This is a genomic window from Nonomuraea dietziae (genome assembly GCF_014195505.1).
Taxonomy (GTDB): Bacteria; Actinomycetota; Actinomycetes; order Streptosporangiales; family Streptosporangiaceae; genus Nonomuraea; species Nonomuraea roseola.
This window is the reverse complement of record NZ_JACIBV010000001.1, coordinates 3,353,215-3,377,889: the sequence shown is the minus strand read 5'-3', so window position 1 is coordinate 3,377,889 and position 24,675 is coordinate 3,353,215. Positions and strand designations below refer to the sequence as shown.

Sequence of the window (24,675 nt, the reverse complement as noted above, 5' to 3'; positions counted from 1 at the left end):
CCCATGCCTCAGACCGCCTGCCTGGTGACCGGCTCGGCCTTCGTCGACGTGGACGACCCCGGCAGCGGCCTGGGCAATCCTTTCGCCGTCGTGCTGGGCGACGACGTGCCGGCGTGGGATCTCGAGCGACGTCGTACGGTGGCCCGGCGGTCAGGCGCCCCCGAGACCGTTTTCGTCAACGCCCTGCGTGGCTCACAGCTCGAGATCACCGTGCTGACGCCCACGGGACAAGAGCTCGGCGCCTGCGCACATGGCTTCATCGGGGCCGTGCACACCCTGGCCGCGACCGGAGCCCTCGCCTCAGGTGACGAGGTGGAGATCAGAACGTCCGCCACGGCCGCAGCCGTAGCCTCGGTGAGGCCCGGCGATGTCGTCATGCTGCGATTCGTGTCCCGACCACCGAGGCCCGCCGACGACCTCGACCCCGCCCTGACCGGCATCTTCCCGCTCCCCGTGCGGAGGCCCGGCTCCACCCTGGAGATCCTGTCCGTCGGCTCGCCCAAGCTGACCGTCGAAGTGACGCCCGAGACCTTCGCCCTGCTCCGTACTCAGCTGCACCTGCTCGACTTCGACAACCTGCTGCACCTGCAACGCACCGCGGAGATCAACGGAGTACACCTGTTCTGCCGCGACCCGCAGACCCTTCTACCTGCTCAATCGATTCAGGTGAACGCCTACCTCGGCGAAGATCTGATGATCGACCGCGCCACCGGGGTGTCGAACGCGGCACAAGTCAGCGCCGACCCGTACGTCCGGCCAGGCCAGCAGGTGCAGATCGCTCAATACTCCCGGCAGGGACGCACCGCGATCCTGAGCATCATCAAGGGCCACCACGGCGAGGTCCAGGTCGGAGGCGCCGCCACGCTCACCTCCCGCCGTCCCGCCGATGACGGGGCTGCTCCTACGCACCAGAGCTGATCGGATGCGCCCGCCCGTCTCCATCGGTGGGATCGACTTCCGTCTCGCCGCGGGCATGACCCGGTCTTCAACGCTGACGGCTGCTCACAGGCGGGCGGTCCACTCGTGGCTCGTGAGAACCTCAGCACCCCTGGCCGGGAAGACGCGGTTGATCAGGAAGTCGTGCACGTCCGGTTCCCCATCGGCGCAGGCGTCGCTGAGGACGGTCAGGCGGTAGTCGCGGTCGGCGGCGTCGTAGAGCGTGGCGGCGACCATCGCCCCGGTCGCGACGCCGGTCAGCACGAGCGAGTCGATGCGCTGGGCGCGCAGCAGCAGATCGAGGTCGGTGGCCGCGAACGCGCTGGCGCGGTGCTTGAGGACGACGGCCTCGCCCGGCAACGGCTTGATGCGCGGGTGCACGAGCGTCTCGGGGGATTCTTCGTGGAACAGCGTCCCCGCCCCGTGCAGGGTGCTGATCACCTGGTTGCCTGCCGCCACATCAAGGCCTGAGGCCCGGAGCCCGAAACGTATGAAGATCACCGGGATTCCTGCGGCTCTGGCCGCGGGGAGAACCCTTTCCATGACGGGAAGCACGCCGGCGGCGAAGGGGTAGTTGTCCACGATGCCTGCCTGCAGGTCGCCGACGATGAGCGCGGTGGTGGTCATACGGTGTCCTTGTCTGTACGGCGCGCCATCGACTCTCCACAGTTGTGTTTCTGGCGTTGTTGTAGATCAAGTACGACGATAGTGGGGCCGATGCGCATATGCGCCATGGCACTGTCAGGCTCTACGCCCACGTCCTGCTGGACGCTGCTGAGCCGGCCCGAACCCGAGGGCTCCCTACTCGGCAGGCATGGCCTCCCGCATCGCCTTCGCGGTGGCAGCGGGGTCATAGCCCTCGGGGACGCCTTCGATCAGGATGATGTCGCCCTTGATGTGCCGCGAGCGCAGCGGTGCGATCTCCTGGTACGCGGGGGAGTCCCACCACGCCCGCGCCTCGGCGATCCCCGGGAAGCCGATCATCACGACGTTCCCTGGCCAGGTGCCCTCCTTCACCTCGTGCTGCGTCACGTGCACGAGGAAGCGGCCGCCGTATGGCTCGAAAGTGGCGGAGATGCGCTCGATGTACTCAGCGATCTCCGGGTGCGGGGCGGCCTCGTGCAGGTTCGCGATGGCGTAGGCAGGCATGGTGTCCTTCCGGTCGGTCGGGCTCTGTACGTCGACGATCGTGGCATGCGGACGCGCCGGGGTCGATGACCTGGCAGGTAAGCGGCCAGGGTCGTACGGCCTGTGGAAGGGCGCTCTTGGCGCGTCGCTCAAGGCTGGGCCGGCGGCCACCCTGACAGGCCGCGCTTCCCCAAGACCGCTGCCGATGACCGTGCTCGGGCCGTTCTTCCGGGCGGGACCGGGCATCAGACCACCTCGAAGGTGCTCATCATGGCCATGTCCTCGTGTTCGAGGTTGTGGCAGTGCAGGACGTACCGGCCCCGGTAGCCGGTGAAGCGGGTGATGATCTCCACGGTCTGAGCCTCCCGCAGCTCGACGGTGTCCTTCCACTCCGGCGGTCCGCTCGGTCGCTCGCCCCCGACCGACAACACCTGGAAGCCGGCCAGGTGCAGATGGACGGGATGGGCGACATCGCTGGTCAGCCGCCAGATCTCGATATCACCCAGCCGCGGCTTGGCGTCGACCCTGCGAGCGTCGAACGGCTTGCCGTTGATCATCCAGCCCGTGTGGCCGTGCAGGTCGCCGCTGGTGAACTGGAAGTCGCGGGTCACCGTGGCCTTGGCCGGGTCGAGCGGCTCCACGCGTGACAGCGTCTTGGGGATCGCCGAGTCGTCGCGGGCGTCACGCTCGACGGTGAACCGCATCACCCGGGCCTGTGCTCCCTCCTCCAGGAGGTTGCGCAGCTCGACATGATCGCCCACACGGTAGGCGGCGAAGTCGACCACCACGTCGGCGCGTTCGCCCGGCGCCAGCCGTACCCGCTCCAAGGTTCTCGGGGCGGCCAGCAGGCCGCCGTCGCTGCCGATCTGGGTCAGCGTGCCGCCAGGCGGCAGGGCCAGCTCGTAGGTGCGGGCGTTGGAGCCGTTGAGCAGCCGCAGCCGGTAGCGGGCCCGATCGACCCCCAACCGCGGCCACGGCGCGCCGTTGACCAGGATGACATCGCCCAGCACGCCGCCCATGAACGCCTCCCGGGCGCCGGGCCCGCCGTCGCGCGCGGGGTACGGCATGGTCCCGTCGGCGGCGAAGGAGCGGTCGCAGATCATCAGCGGCACGTCCCGCTCGCCCGACGGCAGCGGCAGCGCCGACTCCTCCTCGTCGCCGACCAGGAAGAATCCGGCCAGCCCACGCCACACCTGCGGCCCGGTGTAGTCCATGCGGTGGTCGTGGTACCACAGCGTGGCCGCCCGCTGCTCCAGCGGGAACACGTAATCGCGTCGGGCGCCCGGCTGGACCAGGTCGGTGGGATAGCCGTCGGACTCGGGCGGGGTGTGCCCGCCGTGCAGATGGGTGACGGTCGGCGCGCCCAGGCCGTTGGCGACGCGCACGACGGTTCTGCGTCCGGCACGCGCCCTGATGGTCGGTCCGGGGAACTGCCCTCCGTACCCCCAGATCGGGGTACGGAGGCCGGGCAGGATCTCCACCTCCGCCGCGCGCTGGACGAGCTCGTAGTAGTCGGCTGAGGCATCGGACCTGTACGGCTTCGCGAGCGCGGGTATGGGCAGCGGCACCGTGTAAGGCGTCGGCAGCGGCGCGCTGCTCGCCAGCAGCCTGGGCGGCGGGGTGCTGCCGATCAGAGAGCAGCCGGCGACGCTCAGCGTCGCGCCCAGGCCGAGCAGGCGCAGCGCCTGCCGCCTTGTCATCGTCATGCCGGCACCGCGGCGGCGCGGCGGTCCGACCACGCAGGGACCAGCTGGAGCAGGCTCACGCCGAACATCAGCACGCCGAGCGGGACGTGCAGGGTCTTCAGGTGGGCTACGCCCAGCGCTATCTGAGCCAACGTCATCACCAGCATGCCGACCGCGGGCAGGATGGCGCTCAAGCGCCGCGCCACCAGCGCGGCGACCAGGTGCAGCAGTACGGTGACCGCCACGGCGATCGCAGAGGCGCTGTGCATCGCCCGCCCGCCGGGCGAGGAGAGCAGTAGCCCGGCGGTGACCGCCTGGAGCAGCAGGGCAACGGTCTGCAGGGTGATCGCGATACGCGTGAACATGGGGACTTCCTCAACAGGCCGGGGACTGGGCAACGACGGCGATGGAGATGATCAGGACGCCCGCGCCGAGCGCCGACAGCCGCGGCCTGCCGCGACCGGCGTCGCCAGGCCGAACGAGGTGAGGATGGCCAGGGCCACCGCGCTCCGCATGACCGGCTCGTCGGCCTTGATCATCGTGGTGTGGATGGTCGGGCGCACATCCAGGCGGACGGCTCCGAATGTGGGGATCACGTTGGCCGCGTCGTATCCGAACGCGCTCGCCAGCAGCTGGGTGGTCGGCAACGCGGCGCCATGGATGTACCTGGCTTCTCATGAGCCGATATCGTCGTCCAGTTCCGAGGCCCAGGGCGTCCCACCAGAGGCTCTTCTGCCGCTACGACGCCGGGACCACCCCATGGGCCGATCTACGACACCCGGAGTAGCCCGGCTGGACAACACCTCACGGATGAGCGAATTTCGGTTCGCCCGTAGAAGTTCGGTGCATGCGGTTTCATCGGCGCGGGTGCGGAATGCGCCTCACTGATCTGGAGGCAGAGGCGCACCGCGCATCCGTCGGCTGCCCCACGCCGGATCTCTCGCGCCAGACGGACGATCGAGTCCCGGGACCTTGCCGGCCAGTCTCGGTCACGTCCTTCGGCGCCTGGCCGCGGCTCAGTACATCAGCGAGTCCAACGTCTGGATTGTGAGCAGACAGAGCAGGCGAAGAGGCACACGACGTGATCGTGTCGGCGTCCTGGTCTTGGGCAGTCCGCAGGTCGATGCGGTAGCGATGGTGTCTTGACGCGGTACAGGTGTCGGGTCGTCGATTGGCGACGCTTCCCGGCGATGCGATGCGATGCGGTGCGGTGTAGTGCGGGGCGGTGTCGATCTTGTGGGAGTCGGTATCCGTTCGCCGGCGGGCACGTCCCGCCGGGCCCGTACTGCGGCGTCGTACCCGGCGCCGCTGAAGCTCAGTGCGGTGAAGCCGACGTAGGTCAGCACCAGTCCCGCAGTCGCCGACTGCTGGAGCCCAGCACAGGTCAGCATGGACGTAGACCTAGCCGATCTCGTCGAGGTCGTCGATCTGTCGCGAGCCAGGGAAAAACGCCGAACCCATCCTGCGCCCATTCCTGGCGGGATGAACGATGACAAGCTGTCCGTCGGCATCCCGCGGGAAGAATGGATCGCCCCGACCGAGGTCGGACCCCGTCGGGAGTGGCGCCCAGACCCACGGCCTCGCTTGTCGTGCTCACGACCCTTACAGGATCTGGTCGGGCCCGGGCAGCTCGCCTAGCGCATGCTCAAGACACACCGGGGCCTTTTCAATTCCCGGCGTGGAATGACTCCAATATTGCGTAAAATCCAAATTACTTGGACATTTAAACGACGGACCGGGAAAAAGGTATACTTCGCAGTAGGCCCTCAGATTGACGTCGCGGTCGGGAAGCTTCGCGGGGTGAGCTCGCGTTACGCGAGCGTGTCACTTCTTCAAGAAGTCGAGTCAATGTCACCGACTCGGGAGGAGGGCAGAGCCATGGCAAAAGGTATGTCCGGCACGGGAAAGCGCGCGTCGCACCTAACGCTATCGGCCGTACTCGTGGTGGTGTGGATACCGTCGGCGACCGGCGTGGACGCCTCCGTCCCCCTTGCCCCTGTCAACAGCACCATCACGAATGTCGGCAGCGCGCTGACCGTGCGAACCGGGGGCGACGGCGCACCAATTCTCGGACATTTCTCGTCAGCCGCAAGTACTTTCACGTTCTGGCCCGCCGGTGGGCCGCAAGGTTGGGACGGCACCTTCAATATCGTTGTGCCAGGTACGCGTAGATGCCTCGACCTTGAGCGCGCCTCCGGGGACAATGGAGTCAGAATAGTTCAGCGGGACTGTAACGCACGCTCCAGTCAGTACTGGTCCCGAGAGCCCGTCGCGGGAGGACAGTGTACGCCCGAGGCATTCGTTTGTAGGGGCGGCATTACGATTCGGAATGTCCATAGCACGAAATGCCTCGATGCGGCGAACGGGTCCTTTCCGAAGCCGCCACAGGTGGGCGCTCCCATACAGCAATGGTCGTGCTTCCGCCCCGATAGGGATGGATGGGGGGTCAACCAGACCTGGAGCAACAGGCCTGTCAAAAGTATAGGGAGGGCCCTCACCGCCGAGGAAAAGGCAATGGTCGCCCAGATCATCCAGGTGCGGCGAGACCTGGGTAAGTGCGCTGACCCGAGTGTGCGCATCAACGCCAAGCTCAGCGGCATAGCGCGCGCCCATAGCGTTGATCTTGCCAAGAACTACGCCACACTCATCGACGCCAAGGCGGGTGATCCCCGCCGAGGCCACTACGGTTCTGACGGATCACTGCCCGCCGATCGGATCAGGGCGGGCGGCTTCACGCCTGCGCAGAAGCCCGAGAACTGGGCCCTCGGCACCAACCTGACGCTGGCCCAGGCGATGCACAACTGGCTGTACGACGACGCAGCGTCCAATTGGGGACATCGCGAGGCCATCCTCAACTGTGAGTACCGAGTGATCGGGGTAGGAAGCGCCTCCGGCCACAACAGCCGCGTCTACTGGACACAGAATTTTGCCCTGATGTGATTCGCCGCCCAGCCAGGTCGACGCGTCATCGTCCGCGAGCGCGGCGTCGACGAAACGCTCCACCTCCTCCTGGAGGCGGGGCGTTGCTACATACCGGGACATCCCGCCGTGTACCGGCATGCAGCGGCGGCGTGATCCTGGGACCCATGGAGACGATGACGACATCCCGCACGGCATCGTTCGTGACGAGTGGACGGCCATGGCCGCCGAGGACCGTCTCGTACTCCTCTTCGGCGGCGACCGGGAGGAGTCGCCCGAGGAACGAGTCGAGGGGGCGTGAAGGGCAGTAGCGACACGCCGCGAGTGGCCGGTCGGCGAGCCCCCTTCGGTGTCACCCGGACCTGGCTTGGCGGCTGGGTGACCGGTGATGAGGTCTACGGCTCCAGCACCCCGCTGCGCACCGTGCTGGAAACAGGCCAGGTCAGCTACGTCATGGCGGTGGCATCCAACCATCGCATCACCACCGCGGCCGGAACCCGGCGCGCCGACGAGATCGCCGCCCGGCTGCCCAAGACCGCCTGGCAACGGCTGTCGGTTGGAGCCGGAGCCAAGGGACAGCGTTACTACGACTGGGCGCTCATCACCATCGCCTCCGAGCAGCCGGGCCGCCGCTGGCTGCTGATCCGCCGCCACCGCCGCACCGGCGAGCTGGCCTTTTACCGCTGTTATGCGCCCGGTCCGGTGCCGCTGCCGGTCCTGGTCAAGGTGGCCGGACGCGCTGGCGCATCGAGGAGTCGTTTCAGACCGGCAAGGGCCTGACCGGACTGGACCAACACCAGGTCCGCACCTGGACGTCATGGTATCGGTGGACCACCCTGGTCCTGCTTGCCCACGCCTTCCTGGCCGCAGTGACCGCCCGCGAACGCAGCGACCACAACGCCGAGCCCGACCTCGTGCCGATGACTTTGCCCGAAGCCCAGCGCCTGTTCACGCGCCTGACTAGCGGACCTATCCGCTGCATCGCGTTCGTCTTGCACTGGTCCCGCTGGCGACGGCGTCACCAAGCCCGTGCCCGCGCAAGCCACTACCACCGCCAGGCCGCCCTCCCATGAAGCCCGCATCTCGGCCAGCCCGCCGCCGAGGCGCTCAGCCCTCGATCCGAACTGAGCCTCTCACCGAGCCAGGAAGAATATTCATATGATCACTTGTCATCTGCGCTACGAGATCGACCCCAGCCAGACTGCAGCGTTCGAGACGTACGTGACGGGATGGATCCCGATCGTCACCCGCTTCGGCGGCACGCATCACGGTTGCTTCTTGCCGCACGAAGGAGCCAACGACATCGCCTACGCCTTGTTCTCCTTCCCCAGCCTGGCTGCCTACGAGGACTACCGTGCTGCCATCCGGCAAGATCCGGAGGCTCAGCAGCTCTGGCAGCTGAGCACGGAGACCCGCTGCATCCGCCGCTTCGACCGGACCTTCCTCCGCCCGGCAATGCAACCATCAAGCGGCGTTGGAACCTGATAACACGTTCGCAGACGGGTGTCCGTGACCGGCGCTGTTCGGCAGGAACACCCTCGGCTCGCTGGCGCCATTCTTCCACACCACTCCACGACCACGAAGATCACGATCTACGGCTGGAGTACTAAGCGGTCCGTTGTTCGTGGCAACGGGCCGTTGTTGCGTCTGCGCGCTCTACGGGAGGTTTCTGTTTTCCGGAGCCAGTCCGTATCTGCGGCGGCGGGCGAATACGACTGCAGCACAAGCCGAGTAGGGCGAGCGCGTGGGGCGTTCCTACGGTGCCCGTTAACGCGACCGACGCCTCGGCGGCTGGCTGTAGTGGCACGTCAGGCCAGGGTGGCGGCGTTGGCGCCGAGCCTCGCCGGCAGAGTCTTGACGATGGCGATGGCACCGGTCATGGGGCCAGCCTCGCGTGGCCTGGGCAAGAGGTGGCAAAACCGGGCGCAGTGTCGTGACGCTTCTCAGGTCGTGGGTAAGCAGGGCAGACCATCACACAACAGGGGGAAACGTGATCAGCACTCTGCACAAGATGGGCGTCAAGTCGTCGCTCATGTACGCGGCGGGTATGGCGTCCATCGGCGCCTCGTTCGCGTCCTGGCTGGTTTCCAAGAACATGGAGCCGGCGGGTATCGACCGGGCTGACAGGTGGGGGATCTACGTTGGCCAGTGGGCGCCGACGTTCTTCGCGCTCGGGGTGGCGCTTCGGATCGAGGAGGCTCACGACACGAGCCGCGAGGAGATGGAGATGCAGGAGCCGCTGATGTCGGACAGGACGAGGACACCGGCAGGGCTCTAGCCACGGTCAACGGGGACGGCTCAGGGAGCTGTCCCCGTTCGTCTGTCCGGCTGAACGGTGCGGAACCTCGCTGCTGTCCTGCCGGTCCTGCGGGTCGTCCTGCCCCTCAGGGAATCTTGGACAGGTCGATCACGTACCTGCCGCTCGCGGTCAGATACGTCATCATCCGCCCGGCCCGATCGGCGACCGGGACCTCGCCCTGCGCGGCCTCATCCCCGATGCCCAGGTCCACCAGCGTTCCGGTCTTCAGGTCGTAGAGCCCGAGGCCTGGAGCATGGCTCCGGAGGGTGCGCACGTAGAAGCGGCTCTGGCCGACCGGTTCCGGGATCTGGAAGCCGGTCGGCACCTCCTGCTGCTCCGAGCCGTCACGCAGCCGGGTGAACGCTCTGGCACCGCCTGGCGTCGTCGCGAGGCAGGACTGGACACCGCAGGCCAGCAACTGCTCTCCCTGGCGGGCCGGGGCGGCGTCGCTGATGTGCCCGGTCTCCAGGTTGACCAGGTGGGTGAACGGCGCACCGTCCGGGGGGGTCCACGTGCCCGGTGAACCCGCCCACGGCCAGGACAGCAGGTGCAGCCCGCTTCCGCGCTCGACCGGCGTCACCTGGCCCCCGTTGAGGGGAACGCTGAACACCCCGCCCTTCAGTACGGAGAACACGATCGCGCCTTTCGCCACGACGAGGTTGTCGATCATGTCGCCGCCGGTCTCGTGCTCGGCCACCTGTCTGGCCTCGCCGCCGGTCAGCGGCACGGCCCAGAGGCGTACGGAGGTCTTCGTCGACGTCCACCAGGCCACCACGCCCTCACCCATGCTGAAGTTCGCGGCGGCCCGACCGGTCTTCTTCGGCCGGCCCAGGTCCGTGATCTTCCGGAGCTTCCCTCCGGCCAGGTCGTAGAGGTAGAGGACCTCGGGCTGCTCGGCCTTGCGCCACGCGTTGACCAGCAGCGTCCCGTCGCCGGTCAGCGCGACGGGGCGCAGCTCCCTGCCCTCGGAGTCCTTGGCGGGCATCTTCCACACCGCCTGCGGCCACACCTTCTCGATGGGCTCGGCGGCGGCGCTGATCACCGCGGACGGCACGTCCGACGGGCCGGCCGCGGGTAGCGTCCTCCCGGTGTCGGCTCCCTGCAGGCCCACTACCACCCCGCCGGCGACCACCACCACGGCCGCCGCCGCGATCAGCGCCTGGGACCTGTTCCTGCGTCGCCGGTAACCGGTCTCCAGCCGCTCCACCGCCGGGGCGGCCAGCCGTGGCGCCCGCTCGGCCGCGTGTCCCAGGGTCCTGCTCAACCGCTCTTCGATACCGTTCATCGCCGCTCCCCGCGATCCGACATGACGCCTTCCCCGATGTGCTCGCCCACCGCGGAGCGGAGCTTGTCGAGCGCCCGCGACGCCTGGCTCCGCACGGTTCCGCGAGAGATCTTGAGAGCTGCCGCGATCTCCTCGTCGCGCAGCCCCTCGTAATAGCGCAACACCAGCACCACCCGCTGCTTGCGGGGCAGCCCGGCCAGCGTCTCCCACATCGCCTGCTCGTCCTCGCTGGGCAGCGTGTCGTGGTATCCGTGCTCTGGTGGATCCCAGGCGAGCAGCTCGCGCCGCCGCAGCCGCCAGGCCGCGGTGTGCAGCCTGGCCATGGTGGTACGTACATAACTTTCCGGATTGTCCTTGGCGCGAAGCCTGGGCCAGGACGCGCGTAGCTTCAGCAGCGCCTCCTGCACCAGGTCGGCCGCGTCGTGCGGGTTCCCGGCCAGGACGTAGCCGTAACGCAACAGCGCATCGCCTCGCTCGGCGACGAACCCGGCGAACCGGGGATCTGCTTCCAACTGCCTTCGCCTCTCATCGTCCATGTCACCTCTCAGATGGACTTGCCTGGCGAACTGTTGCATCGCTCTGGGGAAAGGCGCGGCAGTCCTCCCACCACCGGAACTGGTCGCGGGAGGACCATCAGGGACCAGACGGCGTGGGGCGAGGAGGGCCTTTGGCAGTGGGCGCGGGGTTGGGGAAGTGCACCAATCACCCATGCCGCCACGCGGTCTTCAACCACCACCCTTTGGGTGAGCGCGTCGCCGGCCTCGGTATTCGTCAGGACACGGCGCGGGCCAGGGTGTCAGCGCTGCAAGTGGCCGATGTCTGCTGCAGGGGCCCTGCCGGCGCTGCCCGACAGATCATCGACACTCAGCCGTGCCGGGCGGGCCAGGCGCCCGGATACATCGAGACGGTCGGGCGGGAGACGCTGTCTGGATTGCGGCGCATGTAGTCAACCCGGCGGTGGCTGGAGGGATTCTTGAACAGGCCGTCGTTCAGCCGTCCAGCAGGCGCTGGACGTCCTCCAAGAGTTTCACGTCGGCGGCCAGATGCGCCTCGGCATTGTCGAACAGGGCATCGGCCAGAGGCGACAGCCCTGCCTTCGCATCGCGCCCCGCGGCGAGCATCGCACGCTGGGCCTCCAGCGCCCGGGACGAGGCCGCCACCAGGTCCCGCGCCTCGCCGGACTCCAGGAGCGCGTGCCAGCGCAGCGCCAGCGCGAAGTCGGACCTCGGGGAGTGCGGGGCCGCGGCGAGCGCCTTGCGCAGCAGGTCGCGGAGCGTGCGCCGGCCCTCTGGCGTGATCGCGTATACGCGGCGCAGCCGATCGCCGGTGCGCTCCTCGGAATGGGTCTCCGCCAGCCCTTCGGTCTCCAGCTTGGCCAGGGCGTGGTAGACCGACCCTGGCTTCACGTCGGTCCATTGCTCCAGCGCCCCGGCCGTGACGAGCTGGTTGATCTCGTATCCGTGCCGCGGCCCCTCATTGAGCAGCCCTAGGACGAGCATGCGGGTCGACGACACCCAACACCTCCACACGATAGTCAAGCTTGACTATATCAGCTGCGCCATGCTCAGATAGTCAAACTGGATCATTCAAATTGGAGGTTCTCGTGTTCTCCCGCCTCTCGCGCCGGATGGACGCGCTCGTCAGCGCGTACACACAACTGGGCAGGTTCAGCGGCGCGGTGCTGGTCGCGCGCGGCGACCGGCGGCTGTTCGCCAAGGGGTACGGCCACGCCGACCACGAGCACCGTGTGCCCAACACACCAACGACGGCGTTCCGCATCGGGTCCCAGACCAAGACGTTCACCGCGATCGCGATCCTGCAGTTGCAGGAGCAGGGCAGGCTTCGCGTCACCGACCCGATCGCCCACCACCTGCCCGGCTACCCGCATGGCGCGCAGATCACCCTGCACCACCTGCTGACCAACACCTCGGGCATCCCGGACTACGTCACGACGGATGGCTTCACCCGCGTCATGGGGACGCCACGCACCCGGCGGCAACTCATCGACGACTTCAAGGACCGACCTCTGTTGTTCGAGCCGGGCGCGCGGATGAGTTACAGCAACTCGGGCTGGATCCTGCTGGGCGAGGTCATCGAGCGGCTGTCCGGTCTGACCTACGGTGAATACCTGCGCCAGCACATCTTCGCCCCCTTGGCCATGGACCGCAGCGGCATGGCCGACGGCGCTGGGACCGCCGTCGGCTACATGTCGGTCGACGGTCGCGTCACCAGGGCCCCGTACCTGGACAACTCCAACCAAGACGCGGCTGGAGCGCTTCACTCAACGGTCGAAGACCTGCACCGCTGGAACCGCGGCCTGCCGCGGCTGCTTCAGCGCGAGTCGCTGGCGGAGCTGTTCAGGCCGCACGTCGAGACCGACGGCACCGGGTACGGCTACGGCTGCGTGGTAAGCGAAGGTCGGGTGGAGAGCGCTGGCGGCACCATCGGATTCGTCAGCGTCTCAGCTCATTACCGGCACGACGACCTCTTCGTGACCGTTCTGTCCAACATCGAGAACGCGGCATTCTCCGAGATCGAGTCCGCGCTAACGGCGATCGCCTGCGGCGAGCCGTACGAACCGCCCAGCCGGCGCGTCTTCGTCACCATCACTCCGGACATCCTTGACCGGTACACCGGCCGTTACGCCATGCGGTACATGGGACGCACCTCCACCATGGACGTCACGCGGGAGGGCGAGCGGCTCATGGTGGAGGTGCACGGTCTGGTCAAGACAGAGCTGCGCCCGATGTCGGAGACCCGCTTCTTCGCCAGGATGAAAGGCGAAGTGGAGTTGGACTTCCTGACGAACGGTGAAATCGCGCTCAATTGGGCGGGTCGCGAGGTCACCGCCCGGTCCGCCTGAAAGGGGAGCCGCGGTTACTCGGCAGACGTCCAGGCAGCCGCCGGCGTCACCCGCGTCTTCTTCGAGAAGATCTCCACTCATCGGTGACGGCGGCTGCCCGCATCGCCGACACTCGCTCCCGTTCGCCCCTGGTTCACCACCGCTCTGCGCCCAGAACGATGACCCGGACAACCCGCGACAGCGGGTCGGGCACAGCCGCTCCTCACCCGGCCGCCGCAGTACGGCGGGTGACGGGCACGGACGGTTCGCGGCGGCGGTCACTCACCGTTCGTCGTGGTGAAGACGCGGGCAAGCTGGTGGTCGATCATGGCTATGGCGTCTTCAGCGGACCGCTGCCTCAGTAGAACGCTTGACTGCATCCCCTCGGCGCCTGCCACCAGGAACGCGGCCTCGGCCGCGGCGTCGATGTTCCGGGGTACCTGACCGGTTTCCTGGCCCTGCGCGATCAGGCCGGCGACGAGGTTCTCCAGTGCGAGCGGCGCGTCGTGGGCGACCTCGGCCAGGGCGGGGTCGGTCAGGAAGCGGACGAAGTAGGCGGCGTACACCAGGTGCCGGTTGCGCCGTTCCTCATCCAGGGGGAGCAGCTCGAGCAGTACTCCCCGCACGATCGCGTGCATGCCGGGCGTGTCGCCGAGCATCGCCAGGCGTTCGCGAGCCTGTTGTTCGGCGTCGTCGTTGAGGATCTTCAGCGCGCCGAGCAGCAACTGGTCTCGGGTGCCGAAGTAGTACTGCAGCAGCCGTGCGGAGACCTCGGCCTCGGCGGCGACCTGTCTCAAGGTGACGTCTTCCAGGCCGCCGCGGGTAGCCAGGCGCCATACGGCTTCTGCGATCTGGCGGCGGCGCTGGTCATGGTCCACCTGTCTCGGCATGCCACCCGTCCTCGCGACTCGATTGTGGTGCGATCGTACCAAGATTGGTGTTATGGTTCGATCGCACCACAAGCTGTGGAGGGCGTGTTCACGCCTGCCGTCACGGCCCTTCGGGGCGATGGGAGTCAAAGCGCACATGAAGCACATCACCGTGCTGATCATTGGCATGCTGCTTCTGGTCCTGGGAGCACAAGGCGCCATCCGGCTGCTGGCCGACCATGACAACGCCGGGCTGCTCGCATGGTTGCCCGGCGGTTTCGCGGTGTGGCTGGCCTGTTACGCGGCGGCCGTCGTCGCCGGAGCACTGCTGGCCGGGTGGGGCAGCAAGAAGGCCAAGCAGAGCGGGCGCGGACAATGACCGGCCGCACACCGGTGGCGGCCGCGACCCTCGCCCTGCTGGCGAGCGTATCGGTGCTCGTGGCGGGCGCTGTCCCCGCTCATGCCGACGAGATCTCCGGCCGGGTCGTCGTGACGGCGTCGGGCGAGGTGCGAGGCACGGATCAGCATGGGATCCGCCGCTTTCGTGGCATTTCGTACGCTGCTCCGCCCGTCGGGGAGCGGCGCTGGCAGCCACCCCAGCCGACGAGCTCCTGGACCGGCACCCGCGACGCGACGAAGGCAGGACCGGCATGCCTGCAGCCGGAGGCGCCTGACATGCCCAAGGGCACCCCGCAGAGCGAAGACTGTCTGACTCTGGAGGTCACCACGCCCTCCCGGCCCGGCAAGGGACGGCCTGTCATGGTCTGGGTGCCCGGGGGCGGGTTCATCACCGGCTCGGGCTCGATCTACGACCCGGCCCGGCTGGTCAGGGCCGGAGACATCGTGGTCGTGACGGTCAACTACCGGCTCGGCGTGTTCGGCTTCTTCGCCCACCCCGAGCTCGGCGAGGCCAGCAACTTCGGCCTGCAGGACCAGGTGGCGGCGCTACGCTGGGTGCGCGCCAACATCGCCGCGTTCGGCGGTGATCCCGGCAAGGTCACCCTCGCTGGAGCCTCGGCCGGGGCGATGAGCACCTGCACCCTCATGACCTCACCGGCCGCCCAGGGCCTGTTCCACCGAGCGATCGTCCAGAGCGGATCGTGCCGCACCAGCCACCCGGCAGGCGCGATGGGCGAGGGCATGCCCGCGATCTCCTCCTGGCACCCGATCGCAACCATCCAAGGCGCCGGCCAGGCCCTGGCCGGGCAACTGGCCTGCGCCGACGTGGCCTGCCTGCGCCGCAAGAGCGCCGGCGAGCTGCTGCCGTACACCGCCCGGTTCCCCCTGCTCGCCTACGGCACCAGCCTCGTCCCGCAAGAGCCGGCCAAGGTCTTCGCCGCGGGCAAACAGATAGCCGTACCGCTGCTGCAGGGCAACACCCGCGACGAGCACGTCGAGTTCACGCTGGCCGTCTACCCGCAAGGCATCACTGACCGCCAGTACTCAGCCTTGCTCAAGACCGCCTTCGCATCGGCCGCGCCACAGGTCGAACGACGCTATCCGGCGCGACGCTTTCCCTCTCCCGCCGCGGCGACCAGCCGCGTGTTCAGCGACAGCGGCTGGATCTGCCCCTCCTGGAAGTCTGGCCGCGAGCACGCGAGAAAGGCATCCACCTACACCTACGTCTTCGCCGACCCGTCGGCACCCACGCCCAGCGGCGAGCCCCTGCCTGCACACGTCCGGCCCGCAACCGCACACGGAGCCGAGACCTTCTACCTGTTCGACTTCTCCGACACGCCGGGGCTCAGCGCGGCACAAATGCGCCTGGCCGACCGGACCGTCGGATACTGGACCAGGTTCGTCCGGACCGGCGACCCCAACGGGGCGGGCAGTACGAGGTGGCCCCGTCTGGGTGCCGCCGACCGCGCGCTCGAGCTCGCTCCCGGAGCGATACGGCCGATCAACATGAAGAACGCCCACCACTGCGGCCTCTGGCTCTGACGGCTGGATCACCAACGAGAAGCCTCAGCGTGAAAGGTCCCAAGATTGACGCAACCTCGGAAACGCACTCTCAGGTGTCGGACACGTGCGTGGCGACGGCAGAAAGCCGTTCGTCAAGGCGTCACCGTGACGTCTGACGAACGGATCGGCGGGCTTGCCGCTACAGGTCGAGCTGTAGTGTCACCGTCTTGTGGGTGGGCAGGTAGCCGAGCGCGTCATTGATAGCCCGCATGTGGCCGTTGCTGTCGGCGGTGTCGGTCAGCAGGCCATCGAGGTCCGGGTGGCGCTCGCGTGCCTGCCGGATGGCTTCGGCCTTCATCCAGCGGGCCAGGCCGCGCCCGCGATGCTCGGGCAGTACGCCGGTGCCGTAGTGCTGGGCATCGCCCTTGCCCTCTCCCGGGACGACCAACTCGGTGAATCCGGCGATGGAATCATCCGACTCGGCGATGGCGGCGACGGTATGGAGCAGGTCGCCCCGGCTATCGATCGCCTGCGCGGCTTCCCGTACACGGTTGACGTCCCAGCTCACGGTGCCGTAGTCGGTGTCGTCCATTGGCATGTCGTCCATGGCGTGGCGGGACGCGGCGAACGTCTCAGCCAGCTCATCGGGCACGACCCCGTCCCACGCGACCAGCCGGTAACCGGGATGCGGGCTGTGCACGATCTCCCTGAGGTCGTCGGGGTTCGTCTGTGCCAGCGGCAGCCGCGCATAGGTCAGGGTCAAAACCTTGCGGAAGCCACGTGCCGACAGGAGAACGTCTCCCGGCGAACCGGGCTCTGCCTGCGCGATGACGCAGCGTCGGCCCTCTTCGCGGGCCGCTGCCAGCGCGGCGGTCAGCAGGCGGGAACCGACGCCGCTACGTCGCTCGGCCGGGTGGACGTGGAGGTCGAGCTCAGCCAGATGATCCTGGCCGACTCGGCTGAACAGGCGAAGGAAAGCTGATCCGACGGGAACGCCAGTCGGCAGAGTGGCCAGCCAGGCGAGGCGCCGGCTGGCCGGCATGAGCTGTGGGTCAATCAAAGGGATGATGCGAATCGACACGATGTCTCCGGCTTGAGGAGGTGGTTGAAGGCAGAACGGCGGCTTCGCTCCTGAACGGTCCTGCGCATCTGCTGCACACCTCCTCCACGAACAGCCTCGACATCGAACGCGATCAAGAGACTATAGCGGTCGCGCCGCATCCCCCACCCAGTTCGGTGCCGGGCAAGCGGTCGGCCGCGGGGATCACCCTTGGATCCACACCCAGCAAGCGGTTCAACCACCCCGTCACAGCCGGTCTCCTCGGCGACCTCCCGGATGACCGCGTCGAAGGGATCGCTCGACCTTTCCGCCCGGAAGAGTCCAGTTCCGCTCGCCCCGAGGTCCTACGTGGTGGGCGAGCAGCACCCGTCCGTCCTCGATGCACACGGCGTACGCCGCCAGTCGGAAGCTCATCGCCGCACGCTATCCCTGCGCCCAAAATCCGCGCATTCTGCTGACCGGGAGCCGTCCCGCCGGCCGACCGAGTGCCCGATACCTATCCCGACCAGCCACGTCAGGCGTGTTGCGAGCATGACGGGATGATCGCGACTCCTGACGACCACTCCTGGTTCTCCCGCGAGCGCTTCCCCGAGCTGGCTCACGGCGCCTCCCACCATCTGAGCTCCAGGCCATGATCGACGCCGTCACGGCAGGCCACGGCCTACGCCTCTACACGCAACCTTGATTCAACGGACTACGGCTAGGTAGCGACGAGCTGGCGGGTGATGCTGGGATCGCTGATCCTGGTGTCGTCCGCCAGCAGGAACGCCTTCGACAAGATGACCGACAACATTCCGCCGTCCTCCTCGAACGGCAGGAACACCGATGGCGCTGAGCGGTCGCGGCCGGGGACGATGCACAGGTAGGCGTCGTTCGGCTCCATCAGGATGTTGCCCGACCCCAGATGAATCCGGTAGGTGCGCAGTTGCCCGCGCACGCGCAGGAACCGGTCGGTCAGCTCCGCCCGGTCGGCGATCTTCAGCCGGGGCAGCAGCCGGGCCAGCGCGTCATGCCGCGTGCGAGCGGTTTCGCTCAGTTCGCCGAACCCGTACGACTGCCAGTAGCCGTCGTGCCCGGCCGCCGCATGCTGGTCGAGCCCCAGGGACCCGACCGCCACGGCGAGGTCGGCGTCGCGCAGCAGTTCCGACAACACCAGCGGCGGCACTTCGGTGAGCGGCGCGTCGCCGGGAAGATCCGCGTGGCGGAACCGGATCGCGTCGGTGACGGCGCAGGAGGCCGTGCCCCAGGCGTCCTGCTGGGGGTCGGAGGCGACCTGCATGCCCCAGCTCGCCTGCCAGCCGGCGAGCGTCTTGACGGCCGCCCCTACGTCGCCGCCGCACTCGTAGTCCCAGTGACCGATCGACAGCCCGCTCCATCCGCGCTGCTCCAGCAGCGCCTTGGCCTGCCCGTAGCGCACGAAGTGGCCCTTGAAACGGTCGGAGTGGGTGCGGGTGCGCTCCTCGGCCGGGGTGAGCAGGTAGACCTCGGGAACGCCTGCTTGAACGGCTGCCTGATCCCCCGCTCCAGCAGGTGGTCACGCCAGCCGCGCACCCCCTCGGCGCTCTCCTGGATCGGGTGCCACAACCGGACGGGCGTGTTGGCGCCCGGACGCACGGATCTGCCGCTCGTGTCGGCCAGGGCCCAGCCGCCACCGCTCCTGACCGGCAGCCCGGCGAACTTGTCGGGGAGCCGCCAGATGAGGGCGCGGGTGTAGGGGCCGGTGACCGGATGGTCGAAGAAGTACTGCTCGGCCTCCTGCCATGACAGCTCGCGTTCGACGATGAGCGTCTGCTCCAGGCGCAGCCGCTCGGCGGCCTGCGTGCGTTTGAGGTCTTTCAGCGTGGCCTTGAGATCGGCGAGCACCGGATCCTTGCGGATGGACTGGGGCGCCGACTTGACGACGCGCCCGGACGCGTTGACGAACCGCAGGACCGGCCCGTCGACGTCGAGCCGGACGACGCAGTCGCCGGCCCGCTCCTCCCGGACCCCGTCGGGGCCGAGTCCGAAGGCCGGGACCGTCCGGTCGACGAGCTGTTCGTGGCTCAGCCCCTCTTGTACGGCCACCGCGTCGAGGGCCTCGGACGCCTTCGCCAGCAGGGCCGGTCGGCGCAGCCTGGCTCGCACACGCGCGAGCACGCCCACCGTGTCGAGGCCGCCCCGCTTGGCCAGCACGTTCAGCGCGGCGTTGGCCAGTCTCTCGTTGCGGCAGACGGCGGCGCCGCCGGTGCCGTTGCGCCCGATGCCGCAGTTCGTGGCGACGTCGCCGAGCAGCGTGGACACCCAGGGCGCGTCGATCACCTCGCAGGTCCACAGCATGCCGCGCAGCGGGAGGGCGGTGTGGCGGGCGAGGAAGACCCTGCCGCCGGGCTCGCGACTCTCGCGGTGGGTGGCCACGCGGGAGAGGATCTCGCGCAGCACCGCCACGCCGTCGTCGGTGAGCAGCGTGCGGACCTTGGCGAGCCAGGGTTGGCTGGGCCTGTTGGCCTTGGCCTTGCGCCAGTGTTTCAGCAGAGGCAGCACGGCGGGGTGGGCCAGCCGGGCGGCGTACTTCCCTGCCATGGCACGGGCGATGGGGTCGCCGTCCCAGACCAGGCTGCGCACGACCCCGGCCGGCCCGTGCTCCGGGGGCTCGGTCAGGACGCGCTCCAGGTCCTTGCGTAACGCGGCCCGGCCAGGGCTTCGGTGGGCCGGATGCCACGGCGGCGCGTCACCAAGGATCTGGCGGCGCTCGGAGTATCCGAGCGTCGCGATGGCGGCCAGCGGAATCCGGTACAGCTCGGCGTGGCCGGTGTGACCGCAACTCGACAGCGCGTCGGCGACCTCCCACAGGAAGCGCGTGTCCTCGAACGTCCAGGGGATGTCGCCATCGGCCGCCTCACGCGCCAGCCGGAGCACCTCCTCGGGGTGCTCGTGGCCGCCCTTGTCGCCCAGGCTGAGCCGCAGTTGCGCCCATATGCCGAACGCCCTGCGCCCGGCCGCGTCGGCGCCGGGCCGTCCGCCCGCGTCGTACAGGGCGAACAGCTCACGCGGCAACCCCTCGACGCGGTAGTTGAGCAGGTAGCCATAAGACTGGGGAAAGTCGTCGAGGACGCCCATGTCAGCCTCCGGCCCGCGGCACGAGGTGGATGACCTCGCGCGCCGGGCTCGCGTCGGGCCGAGCGGGAGGAGGGCTCTCGGCCGAGCACCTGCCGGTGGCGCTCTCGTCTCTGAAGGTGGCCGTAGACATGGGGGGCTCCATCATTGTCGGTCGGTCAACGTGACGGGCCATAGTTATCAACGGGCACCGACAATCTCGAGGCGGGCGAGAGCCGGGGCCCGGAAACGCGAACAGCGCATCCGCGAAGATCGCGGATGCGCTGTTACGGTGCGGTGCGCCGTCAGGGACTCGAACCCCGGACCCGCTGATCAAGAGTCAACGACTTCGACCGCAGCTGTACCGCGTCGGCTCTGACCTGTGGTTTGACGGGTCCGTTCCCGCAGGAAAGATCGTGTCCTGTGCCTGTCCGCCTGCTCGGTCGGTGCAGCTTGGCCTCCAGGTCAGCGCGGCGACCGTACGGCGGATTCCTGCGTTCACACGGTTTCGGCCCGGTGCCCCGACATCTCAACACCCCCTGGCGGACCTTCTTACGATCACAGGCCAAGGGCGTTCCGACTTGCGATTTCTTCCATGTGGACGCGATCTTGCTGAAGCGCTTATACGTTTTGTTCTTGATGGAGGTCCGCACGCGACACGTGCACGTCCTGAGCGTTGACCTGTCACCCGGCCGCAGCGTGGACCGCTCAGCAGGCTCGCAATCTCCTGATGGACCTCGGCGAGCGGGCAGAGGCGTTCCGCTTCCTCATCCGCGATCGAGACGCCAAGTTCACCACCATCTTCGATGAGGTGTTCGCCGCCATGGGCATCACGGTGCTGCGGACGCCGCCGGGGACCCCGAAAGCGAACTGCTATGCCGAGCGCTGGGTCCGCACGGTGCGCACCGAGTGCACCGACCGCATACTGATGCGCGGCGAACGTCACCTGTGCTCGGCCCTGAGCGAATATGTCGATCACTACAACGGCCAACGGCCGCATCAGGCTCGTAGGCACGACCACCCGATCACGATGAGCATCGGGGTTGGGGTCGGGACGCCGGTTGTGGACAGCACAGTAAATGCGACGCCGTGCGTTGCGGCGTTTCGGCGCCAGTCGGCATGTAGCCATGTTCACCTAGTAGCGGTGTCGGCTGGTGCGGTACCAGCTAGCAAAGCCACCTTCGCGCGGATTCTCTGTCACCGGCCGTTGTCCTGGCCAGCGTGTAGTAGTTTCCGGGGCCGGTCCTGCTGCAGTAGGCGTATGCGGTGACCGGGCTGGTGCCTCGGGGGCAGCAGCCTGCCCTTACGTCGGGTCCAGGCACGTCGATCCAGATCTCCACCGTGACGGCTTGGTTGCCGCATCCGCCGATTCCGGAGATCACATCTCCGTTCCGGCTCGGAGGATAGGCGTACGGCTGGTACCCGTTGCAGTCAGCCGCAGCCGAGGCGGTAGATGCTTCCGGTGCTGCCGACGCCGCCGAGGACCATGGCATGAGGAGCCCTAGCGCGACTGTGAGAATCATGATAATTCGCCGGAATCTCATCCTTTTCCCATCTACGAGTCACCAAAAATTGAGTGATGTTGGTGGTTCCACGTCGAAGCTGCACGTTCCTTCGAATGTCAATGTGATTGTGCTGACGGCCCTCCCCGTGCATTCTGGTGAACCGCCGGATCGGCGGCATCGCGTATTCGCCGATAGATTGACTGGTCTGCGATGCAGTTAATGTGCTTTCTGGCAAAGTAGCGTAGTAAGATATTGGGCACTAGATCCCAAGGAGCCAAAAAGCGCTGCATTCCTGCCAATCGACGCCCGGATGGAGTACGCCGCGGCCCGCCCGAGACGATCGAGGTGGACCGAATGCCACCACCAACCGCCTGATCAGAATGGATACGGCTCATCGTCTCGTTCAGTCCGCCTGCGCGGCGTGGATCGCGGTGAAGGCCAGGAGGGGTGCGGCGGTCCGCGGCGGATCCTCGAGTATGGGTGAGTGTCCGAGACCGGGCAGCAACTCGACTGTCGCGCCCGGAACAGCGCGGTAGTCGGCGGCGGAGGAGGATCGCCATCTGCGGTCGTCCTCGCCGAAGATCGCCAGCAGCGGCTTACCGAGGACCATCAGCCGATCCGGAAGCGCCTGCTGCTCCATGTAGTCGCGGGTGGCCCCCATCGTCATGGTGAGCGTGTGGTAGGTCATAGCGTGCACCTCGTTCAGGAGCTCGCGTGGGATCTGGTAGCCGGCGCGGCTGAAACCGGTGCTCGCAAACCGGCGGATCTGCTCGTCGGTCGGCGGCCACTGCGAGGGTGCGATTGCGGCGGACTGCGGTGCGATGAAGGCGTCCAGGCTGGGTCCGGTGTTGATGAGCGCGAGCGCGGTCACCAGGTCGGGTCGCTGTTCGGCGAGGGCTGTGGCGCTGCAGCCGCCGCTGGAATGACCAGCCACGATGGCGCGCTTGACGCCGAGCCGGTCCAGTGCCACGGCGGCTCGACGTGCCTGGTCCGGGATCGCATAACTGGGGCCGGCCGGTTTGGCGGACCGGCCGTGCCCGAGCAGGTCGATCCGGATGACGCGATGGGACTTGGTCAGCAGCGGAACCATCGGGTCCCACGAGCGGGTCGAGGAGGCCGACCCGTGGACGAGCTATCCGCGCGATTTCGGCCGGCACAACGGCAGGCCCGTAGACGCTCGTGAGTGTCGGGAAACGACCGTCCGTCGACACTGGCCGAGCCGATCGCGGAGCCGCAGCTGGCATGTGTCGAGAAGCCATGTCGACTTTCAATGTCGATGACCGATCGGGTCGGTAGATTCCGACACATGCTCTGCGGATAGGCCCGGGTGTCCACCGCCGGCCAGACTTCGATTACCAGATCGATGCCCTGCTGCGGGCCAGTGTCGACTGCGACCACATCCATCTGGACAAGGCGAGTGGCGCGGAAGCGTCTCGGCCCGAGCTCGACCGGGCGCTGCGGCTGCTGCGCGCGGGCGACACATTGAAGGCCGCTGCTCGACCGGCTGTCGCGGTCGCCACGCGACTGTGAGGCGTGGCAACAGCGCGTGTCCACGCTCCCCGTCACCCTGCTCACCCTGACGCCCTGTCGTGGGGATTACTGTGAAACTGCGGCCAGAGGAATGGGGTGCCGAGATCGGCGATCGGCAAGGAGGCCTCCAATGGACTACGACCTCTTCGAACCGGGTGACATCCAACTGCAGAACGGCGCCACGCTGCGCGACGCCAAGCTGGCCTACAAGACCTACGGCGAGCTCAACGCTGACAAGAGCAACGCGATCGTCTATCCGACGTGGTACTCGGGCCAGCACTATGACAACGAATGGCTCATCGGCGAGGGCATGGCGCTCGATCCGTCGAGGTACTTCATCGTCATCCCCAACATGTTCGGCAACGGCCTCTCGTCGTCGCCGAGCAACACCCCGCCGCCGCACGACGGGCCACGGTTCCCGAACGTGACGATGTACGACAACGTCCGGGTCCAGCACCGTCTCATCACCGAGCGGTTCGGCATCGAGCGGCTGGAACTCGTCACCGGCTGGTCGATGGGTGCCGGGCAGACCTACCAGTGGGCGCTCAGTTACCCCGAGACGGTCCGGCGGATACTCCCCTTCTGCGGCTCGGCGAAGACCAGCATTCACAACATCGTCTTCCTCGAGGGCGTCAAAGCCGCGCTCACCGCCGACGCGGGGTGGAACAACGGCTGGTACCGCGAGCAGCCGGGGGTCGGGCTGCGGGCGATGGCCCGCGTCTACGCCGGCTGGGGCTTCTGCCAGCAGTTCTACCGGGAGAAGATCTACGAGCGTGAGCCGCTCGGCTACGGCTCCCTGGAGGACTTCCTCGTCGGCTTCTGGGAGGGGTTGTTCGTCAAGCGCGACGCGAACAACCTCCTTGCCATGCTCTGGACCTGGCAGAACGCCGATATCGGCAAGACCCCGGGGTTCGGCGGCGTCGAGGAGGCACTCGCGGCGATCCGCGCGCCGGCGATCGTCATGCCGGCCCAGCAGGATCTCTACTTCCCGCCTGAGGACAACGAGTGGGAGGTCGCCCACATGGCCAACGCGGAACTGCGGACCATTCCCGGCTCGTGGGGGCACTTCGCCGGAGGCGGACTCAACCCGGTGGACACGAAGTTCATCGACAACGCGCTCAAGGAACTGCTCGCGAGAGGGGTCTAGTCAAGGGCCGAAACCGTCGTCCGGGTGCCCGGGTGAAAGGGGCGGGCAGTCGTGGGCGCTGATCCACACCCCGGCGACTTCCAGGAGCGGTTCGGTGCCTGTCCGGTGCCAGAACTTAACGAGGCTCTGACCTGGACTTCTAGGTTCGGCTTTCGTGCTGTTCGCTCCGGACGGTTCCCCCGGCCTGACACTCCTATGTCAACGGGCGAGCGGCTGTAGCTCGCTTAGGGTCGGCGTGTGCGTGTTCGCCAAGGTGTCCGGCCGCCTCGCCGTGATCACCGACGGGGCCAGCACGGCCGCACAGGCTGATCCAGTACCTGCGCGACGACGTGGCCGCGCTGTGCCGGGGCCGCTTCCGCACCGAGCAAGCCCTCAGCAGTTGCTGTCGACCGCCGCCCGCGCGGTGCACTGGCTGGGTGGAAGGTTGACGACGCCCGGCCGACAGGGCTTGGCCCAGCACTACTACTGCAGTCCTACGCGCTGGTCGTCGAATTCG

At 67.8% G+C, this 24,675-nt stretch carries 22 protein-coding genes, 1 tRNA gene and 4 pseudogenes; 11 read left to right on the top strand and 16 right to left on the bottom strand.

From position 1 onward, the window contains the following. Positions 1–3 precede the first annotated feature (3 nt). Positions 4–918, top strand: a complete 915-nt coding sequence (locus FHR33_RS16120; protein WP_183648004.1) for a PhzF family phenazine biosynthesis protein — start codon at positions 4–6, stop codon at positions 916–918. A gap of 84 nt (positions 919–1,002) precedes the next feature. On the opposite strand, the gene FHR33_RS16115 is transcribed toward FHR33_RS16120, so the two are convergent. The 5 genes from FHR33_RS16115 to FHR33_RS16095 form a co-directional block, all read right to left on the bottom strand. Continuing rightward, positions 1,003–1,563 carry a cysteine hydrolase family protein gene (locus tag FHR33_RS16115; RefSeq protein WP_183648000.1) on the bottom strand — a complete coding sequence of 187 codons (561 nt, stop codon included), beginning with the start codon at positions 1,561–1,563 and terminating at the stop codon, positions 1,003–1,005. Positions 1,564–1,737: 174 nt separating this feature from the next. Continuing rightward, entirely contained in the window at positions 1,738–2,085 is a 348-nt protein-coding gene (locus FHR33_RS16110) for a DUF1330 domain-containing protein (protein WP_183647997.1), read from the bottom strand. 224 nt (positions 2,086–2,309) lie between these two features. Further along, positions 2,310–3,770, bottom strand: a complete 1,461-nt coding sequence (locus tag FHR33_RS16105; RefSeq protein WP_183647995.1) for a multicopper oxidase family protein — start codon at positions 3,768–3,770, stop codon at positions 2,310–2,312. After that, complete coding sequence (locus tag FHR33_RS16100; RefSeq protein ID WP_183647992.1) at positions 3,767–4,114, bottom strand: hypothetical protein; 348 nt, start codon at positions 4,112–4,114, stop codon at positions 3,767–3,769. The genes FHR33_RS16105 and FHR33_RS16100 overlap by 4 nt, the downstream gene beginning before the upstream one ends. Before the next feature lie 51 nt (positions 4,115–4,165). Further along, a complete protein-coding gene (locus FHR33_RS16095) occupies positions 4,166–4,396 on the bottom strand; it encodes a hypothetical protein (RefSeq protein ID WP_183647988.1) in 231 nt (76 codons plus the stop codon). 1,867 nt (positions 4,397–6,263) lie between these two features. Here FHR33_RS16095 and FHR33_RS50280 point away from each other — a divergent pair. The 5 genes and pseudogenes from FHR33_RS50280 to FHR33_RS16070 all read left to right on the top strand — a co-directional run bounded on the left by FHR33_RS50280 (position 6,264) and on the right by FHR33_RS16070 (position 8,946). Continuing rightward, positions 6,264–6,689, top strand: coding sequence for a CAP domain-containing protein (locus FHR33_RS50280; RefSeq protein ID WP_246451913.1), 426 nt, complete (start codon positions 6,264–6,266; stop codon positions 6,687–6,689). Positions 6,690–6,807: 118 nt separating this feature from the next. After that, on the top strand, positions 6,808–6,969 hold the full coding sequence (locus FHR33_RS16085) for a hypothetical protein (RefSeq protein ID WP_183647982.1): 162 nt from the start codon (positions 6,808–6,810) through the stop codon (positions 6,967–6,969). A gap of 59 nt (positions 6,970–7,028) precedes the next feature. Beyond that, positions 7,029–7,741: pseudogene (locus tag FHR33_RS53655) on the top strand (IS701 family transposase); the annotation flags it as partial. Positions 7,742–7,826: 85 nt separating this feature from the next. Then, a complete protein-coding gene (locus FHR33_RS16075) occupies positions 7,827–8,153 on the top strand; it encodes an NIPSNAP family protein (RefSeq protein WP_183647976.1) in 327 nt (108 codons plus the stop codon). A gap of 505 nt (positions 8,154–8,658) precedes the next feature. After that, positions 8,659–8,946 carry a hypothetical protein gene (locus tag FHR33_RS16070; RefSeq protein WP_312895563.1) on the top strand — a complete coding sequence of 96 codons (288 nt, stop codon included), beginning with the start codon at positions 8,659–8,661 and terminating at the stop codon, positions 8,944–8,946. Positions 8,947–9,052: 106 nt separating this feature from the next. Here FHR33_RS16070 and FHR33_RS16065 read toward each other — a convergent pair whose 3' ends face one another. The 3 genes from FHR33_RS16065 to FHR33_RS16055 form a co-directional block, all read right to left on the bottom strand. Then, positions 9,053–10,252, bottom strand: a complete 1,200-nt coding sequence (locus FHR33_RS16065) for a TolB-like translocation protein (protein ID WP_183647972.1) — start codon at positions 10,250–10,252, stop codon at positions 9,053–9,055. After that, positions 10,249–10,788: a SigE family RNA polymerase sigma factor gene (locus FHR33_RS16060; protein WP_246451911.1), complete on the bottom strand. Its 540-nt coding sequence runs from the start codon at positions 10,786–10,788 to the stop codon at positions 10,249–10,251. Before FHR33_RS16060 ends, FHR33_RS16065 begins: the two co-directional genes overlap by 4 nt. 453 nt (positions 10,789–11,241) lie before the next feature. Then, the gene (locus FHR33_RS16055) at positions 11,242–11,766 is read right to left on the bottom strand and encodes a PadR family transcriptional regulator (protein ID WP_183647969.1); all 525 of its coding nucleotides are present in this window, start codon (positions 11,764–11,766) and stop codon (positions 11,242–11,244) included. An 89-nt stretch (positions 11,767–11,855) separates the two neighbouring features. Between FHR33_RS16055 and FHR33_RS16050 the strand changes: the two genes are divergently transcribed. After that, a complete protein-coding gene (locus tag FHR33_RS16050; protein ID WP_183647966.1) occupies positions 11,856–13,115 on the top strand; it encodes a serine hydrolase in 1,260 nt (419 codons plus the stop codon). 257 nt (positions 13,116–13,372) lie between these two features. Here the strand turns inward: FHR33_RS16050 and FHR33_RS16045 are convergent, their stop codons facing one another. Continuing rightward, on the bottom strand, positions 13,373–13,984 hold the full coding sequence (locus FHR33_RS16045) for a TetR/AcrR family transcriptional regulator (protein ID WP_183647964.1): 612 nt from the start codon (positions 13,982–13,984) through the stop codon (positions 13,373–13,375). Between the two features lie 136 nt (positions 13,985–14,120). Here FHR33_RS16045 and FHR33_RS16040 point away from each other — a divergent pair, with 136 nt between their 5' ends. Further along, a complete protein-coding gene (locus FHR33_RS16040; RefSeq protein WP_183647962.1) occupies positions 14,121–14,342 on the top strand; it encodes a hypothetical protein in 222 nt (73 codons plus the stop codon). Beyond that, a complete protein-coding gene (locus FHR33_RS16035) occupies positions 14,339–15,904 on the top strand; it encodes a carboxylesterase/lipase family protein (RefSeq protein ID WP_183647960.1) in 1,566 nt (521 codons plus the stop codon). Before FHR33_RS16040 ends, FHR33_RS16035 begins: the two co-directional genes overlap by 4 nt. A 160-nt stretch (positions 15,905–16,064) precedes the next feature. On the opposite strand, the gene FHR33_RS16030 is transcribed toward FHR33_RS16035, so the two are convergent. The 6 genes and pseudogenes from FHR33_RS16030 to FHR33_RS16015 form a co-directional block, all read right to left on the bottom strand. Then, on the bottom strand, positions 16,065–16,946 hold the full coding sequence (locus tag FHR33_RS16030) for a GNAT family N-acetyltransferase (protein WP_183647958.1): 882 nt from the start codon (positions 16,944–16,946) through the stop codon (positions 16,065–16,067). 679 nt (positions 16,947–17,625) lie between these two features. After that, positions 17,626–18,342 carry a DUF7737 domain-containing protein gene (locus FHR33_RS16025; protein ID WP_183647956.1) on the bottom strand — a complete coding sequence of 239 codons (717 nt, stop codon included), beginning with the start codon at positions 18,340–18,342 and terminating at the stop codon, positions 17,626–17,628. Between the two features lie 9 nt (positions 18,343–18,351). Next, positions 18,352–18,402, bottom strand: a pseudogene (locus FHR33_RS53280) (hypothetical protein); the annotation flags it as partial. Between the two features lie 23 nt (positions 18,403–18,425). Next, positions 18,426–19,241 (bottom strand): annotated as a pseudogene (locus tag FHR33_RS53275) (DUF4132 domain-containing protein); the annotation flags it as partial. 781 nt (positions 19,242–20,022) lie between these two features. Continuing rightward, a complete protein-coding gene (locus FHR33_RS51750) occupies positions 20,023–20,151 on the bottom strand; it encodes a hypothetical protein (RefSeq protein ID WP_281388161.1) in 129 nt (42 codons plus the stop codon). Between the two features lie 144 nt (positions 20,152–20,295). After that, positions 20,296–20,365: transfer RNA gene (locus FHR33_RS16015), tRNA-Lys, on the bottom strand. 362 nt (positions 20,366–20,727) lie between these two features. Between FHR33_RS16015 and FHR33_RS16010 the strand changes: the two genes are divergently transcribed. Further along, positions 20,728–21,267 (top strand): integrase core domain-containing protein, encoded by a 540-nt coding sequence (locus FHR33_RS16010; protein WP_183647952.1) that lies wholly within the window; start codon positions 20,728–20,730, stop codon positions 21,265–21,267. Between the two features lie 638 nt (positions 21,268–21,905). On the opposite strand, the pseudogene FHR33_RS16005 reads toward FHR33_RS16010, so the two are convergent. Beyond that, positions 21,906–22,622, bottom strand: a pseudogene (locus FHR33_RS16005) (alpha/beta fold hydrolase); the annotation flags it as partial. A gap of 540 nt (positions 22,623–23,162) precedes the next feature. Between FHR33_RS16005 and FHR33_RS16000 the strand changes: the two are divergent. After that, a complete protein-coding gene (locus tag FHR33_RS16000; RefSeq protein ID WP_183647944.1) occupies positions 23,163–24,179 on the top strand; it encodes an alpha/beta fold hydrolase in 1,017 nt (338 codons plus the stop codon). The last annotated feature ends 496 nt before the right edge of the window (positions 24,180–24,675 follow it).

What these genes read in the sequence shown, in the direction of transcription:
- FHR33_RS50280 (WP_246451913.1), top strand. Translation starts at nt 6,264, where the DNA reads ATGGTCGCCCAGATCATCCAGGTGCGGCGAGACCTGGGTAAGTGCGCT.
- FHR33_RS16120 (WP_183648004.1), top strand. Translation starts at nt 4, where the DNA reads ATGCCTCAGACCGCCTGCCTGGTGACCGGCTCGGCCTTCGTCGACGTG.
- FHR33_RS16000 (WP_183647944.1), top strand. Translation starts at nt 23,163, where the DNA reads ATGGACTACGACCTCTTCGAACCGGGTGACATCCAACTGCAGAACGGC.
- FHR33_RS16100 (WP_183647992.1), bottom strand. Translation starts at nt 4,114, where the DNA reads ATGTTCACGCGTATCGCGATCACCCTGCAGACCGTTGCCCTGCTGCTC.
- FHR33_RS51750 (WP_281388161.1), bottom strand. Translation starts at nt 20,151, where the DNA reads ATGTCTACGGCCACCTTCAGAGACGAGAGCGCCACCGGCAGGTGCTCG.
- FHR33_RS16035 (WP_183647960.1), top strand. Translation starts at nt 14,339, where the DNA reads ATGACCGGCCGCACACCGGTGGCGGCCGCGACCCTCGCCCTGCTGGCG.
- FHR33_RS16060 (WP_246451911.1), bottom strand. Translation starts at nt 10,788, where the DNA reads ATGGACGATGAGAGGCGAAGGCAGTTGGAAGCAGATCCCCGGTTCGCC.
- FHR33_RS16105 (WP_183647995.1), bottom strand. Translation starts at nt 3,770, where the DNA reads ATGACGATGACAAGGCGGCAGGCGCTGCGCCTGCTCGGCCTGGGCGCG.
- FHR33_RS16110 (WP_183647997.1), bottom strand. Translation starts at nt 2,085, where the DNA reads ATGCCTGCCTACGCCATCGCGAACCTGCACGAGGCCGCCCCGCACCCG.
- FHR33_RS16045 (WP_183647964.1), bottom strand. Translation starts at nt 13,984, where the DNA reads ATGCCGAGACAGGTGGACCATGACCAGCGCCGCCGCCAGATCGCAGAA.
- FHR33_RS16065 (WP_183647972.1), bottom strand. Translation starts at nt 10,252, where the DNA reads ATGAACGGTATCGAAGAGCGGTTGAGCAGGACCCTGGGACACGCGGCC.
- FHR33_RS16085 (WP_183647982.1), top strand. Translation starts at nt 6,808, where the DNA reads ATGCAGCGGCGGCGTGATCCTGGGACCCATGGAGACGATGACGACATC.
- FHR33_RS16115 (WP_183648000.1), bottom strand. Translation starts at nt 1,563, where the DNA reads ATGACCACCACCGCGCTCATCGTCGGCGACCTGCAGGCAGGCATCGTG.
- FHR33_RS16040 (WP_183647962.1), top strand. Translation starts at nt 14,121, where the DNA reads ATGAAGCACATCACCGTGCTGATCATTGGCATGCTGCTTCTGGTCCTG.
- FHR33_RS16010 (WP_183647952.1), top strand. Translation starts at nt 20,728, where the DNA reads ATGGACCTCGGCGAGCGGGCAGAGGCGTTCCGCTTCCTCATCCGCGAT.
- FHR33_RS16075 (WP_183647976.1), top strand. Translation starts at nt 7,827, where the DNA reads ATGATCACTTGTCATCTGCGCTACGAGATCGACCCCAGCCAGACTGCA.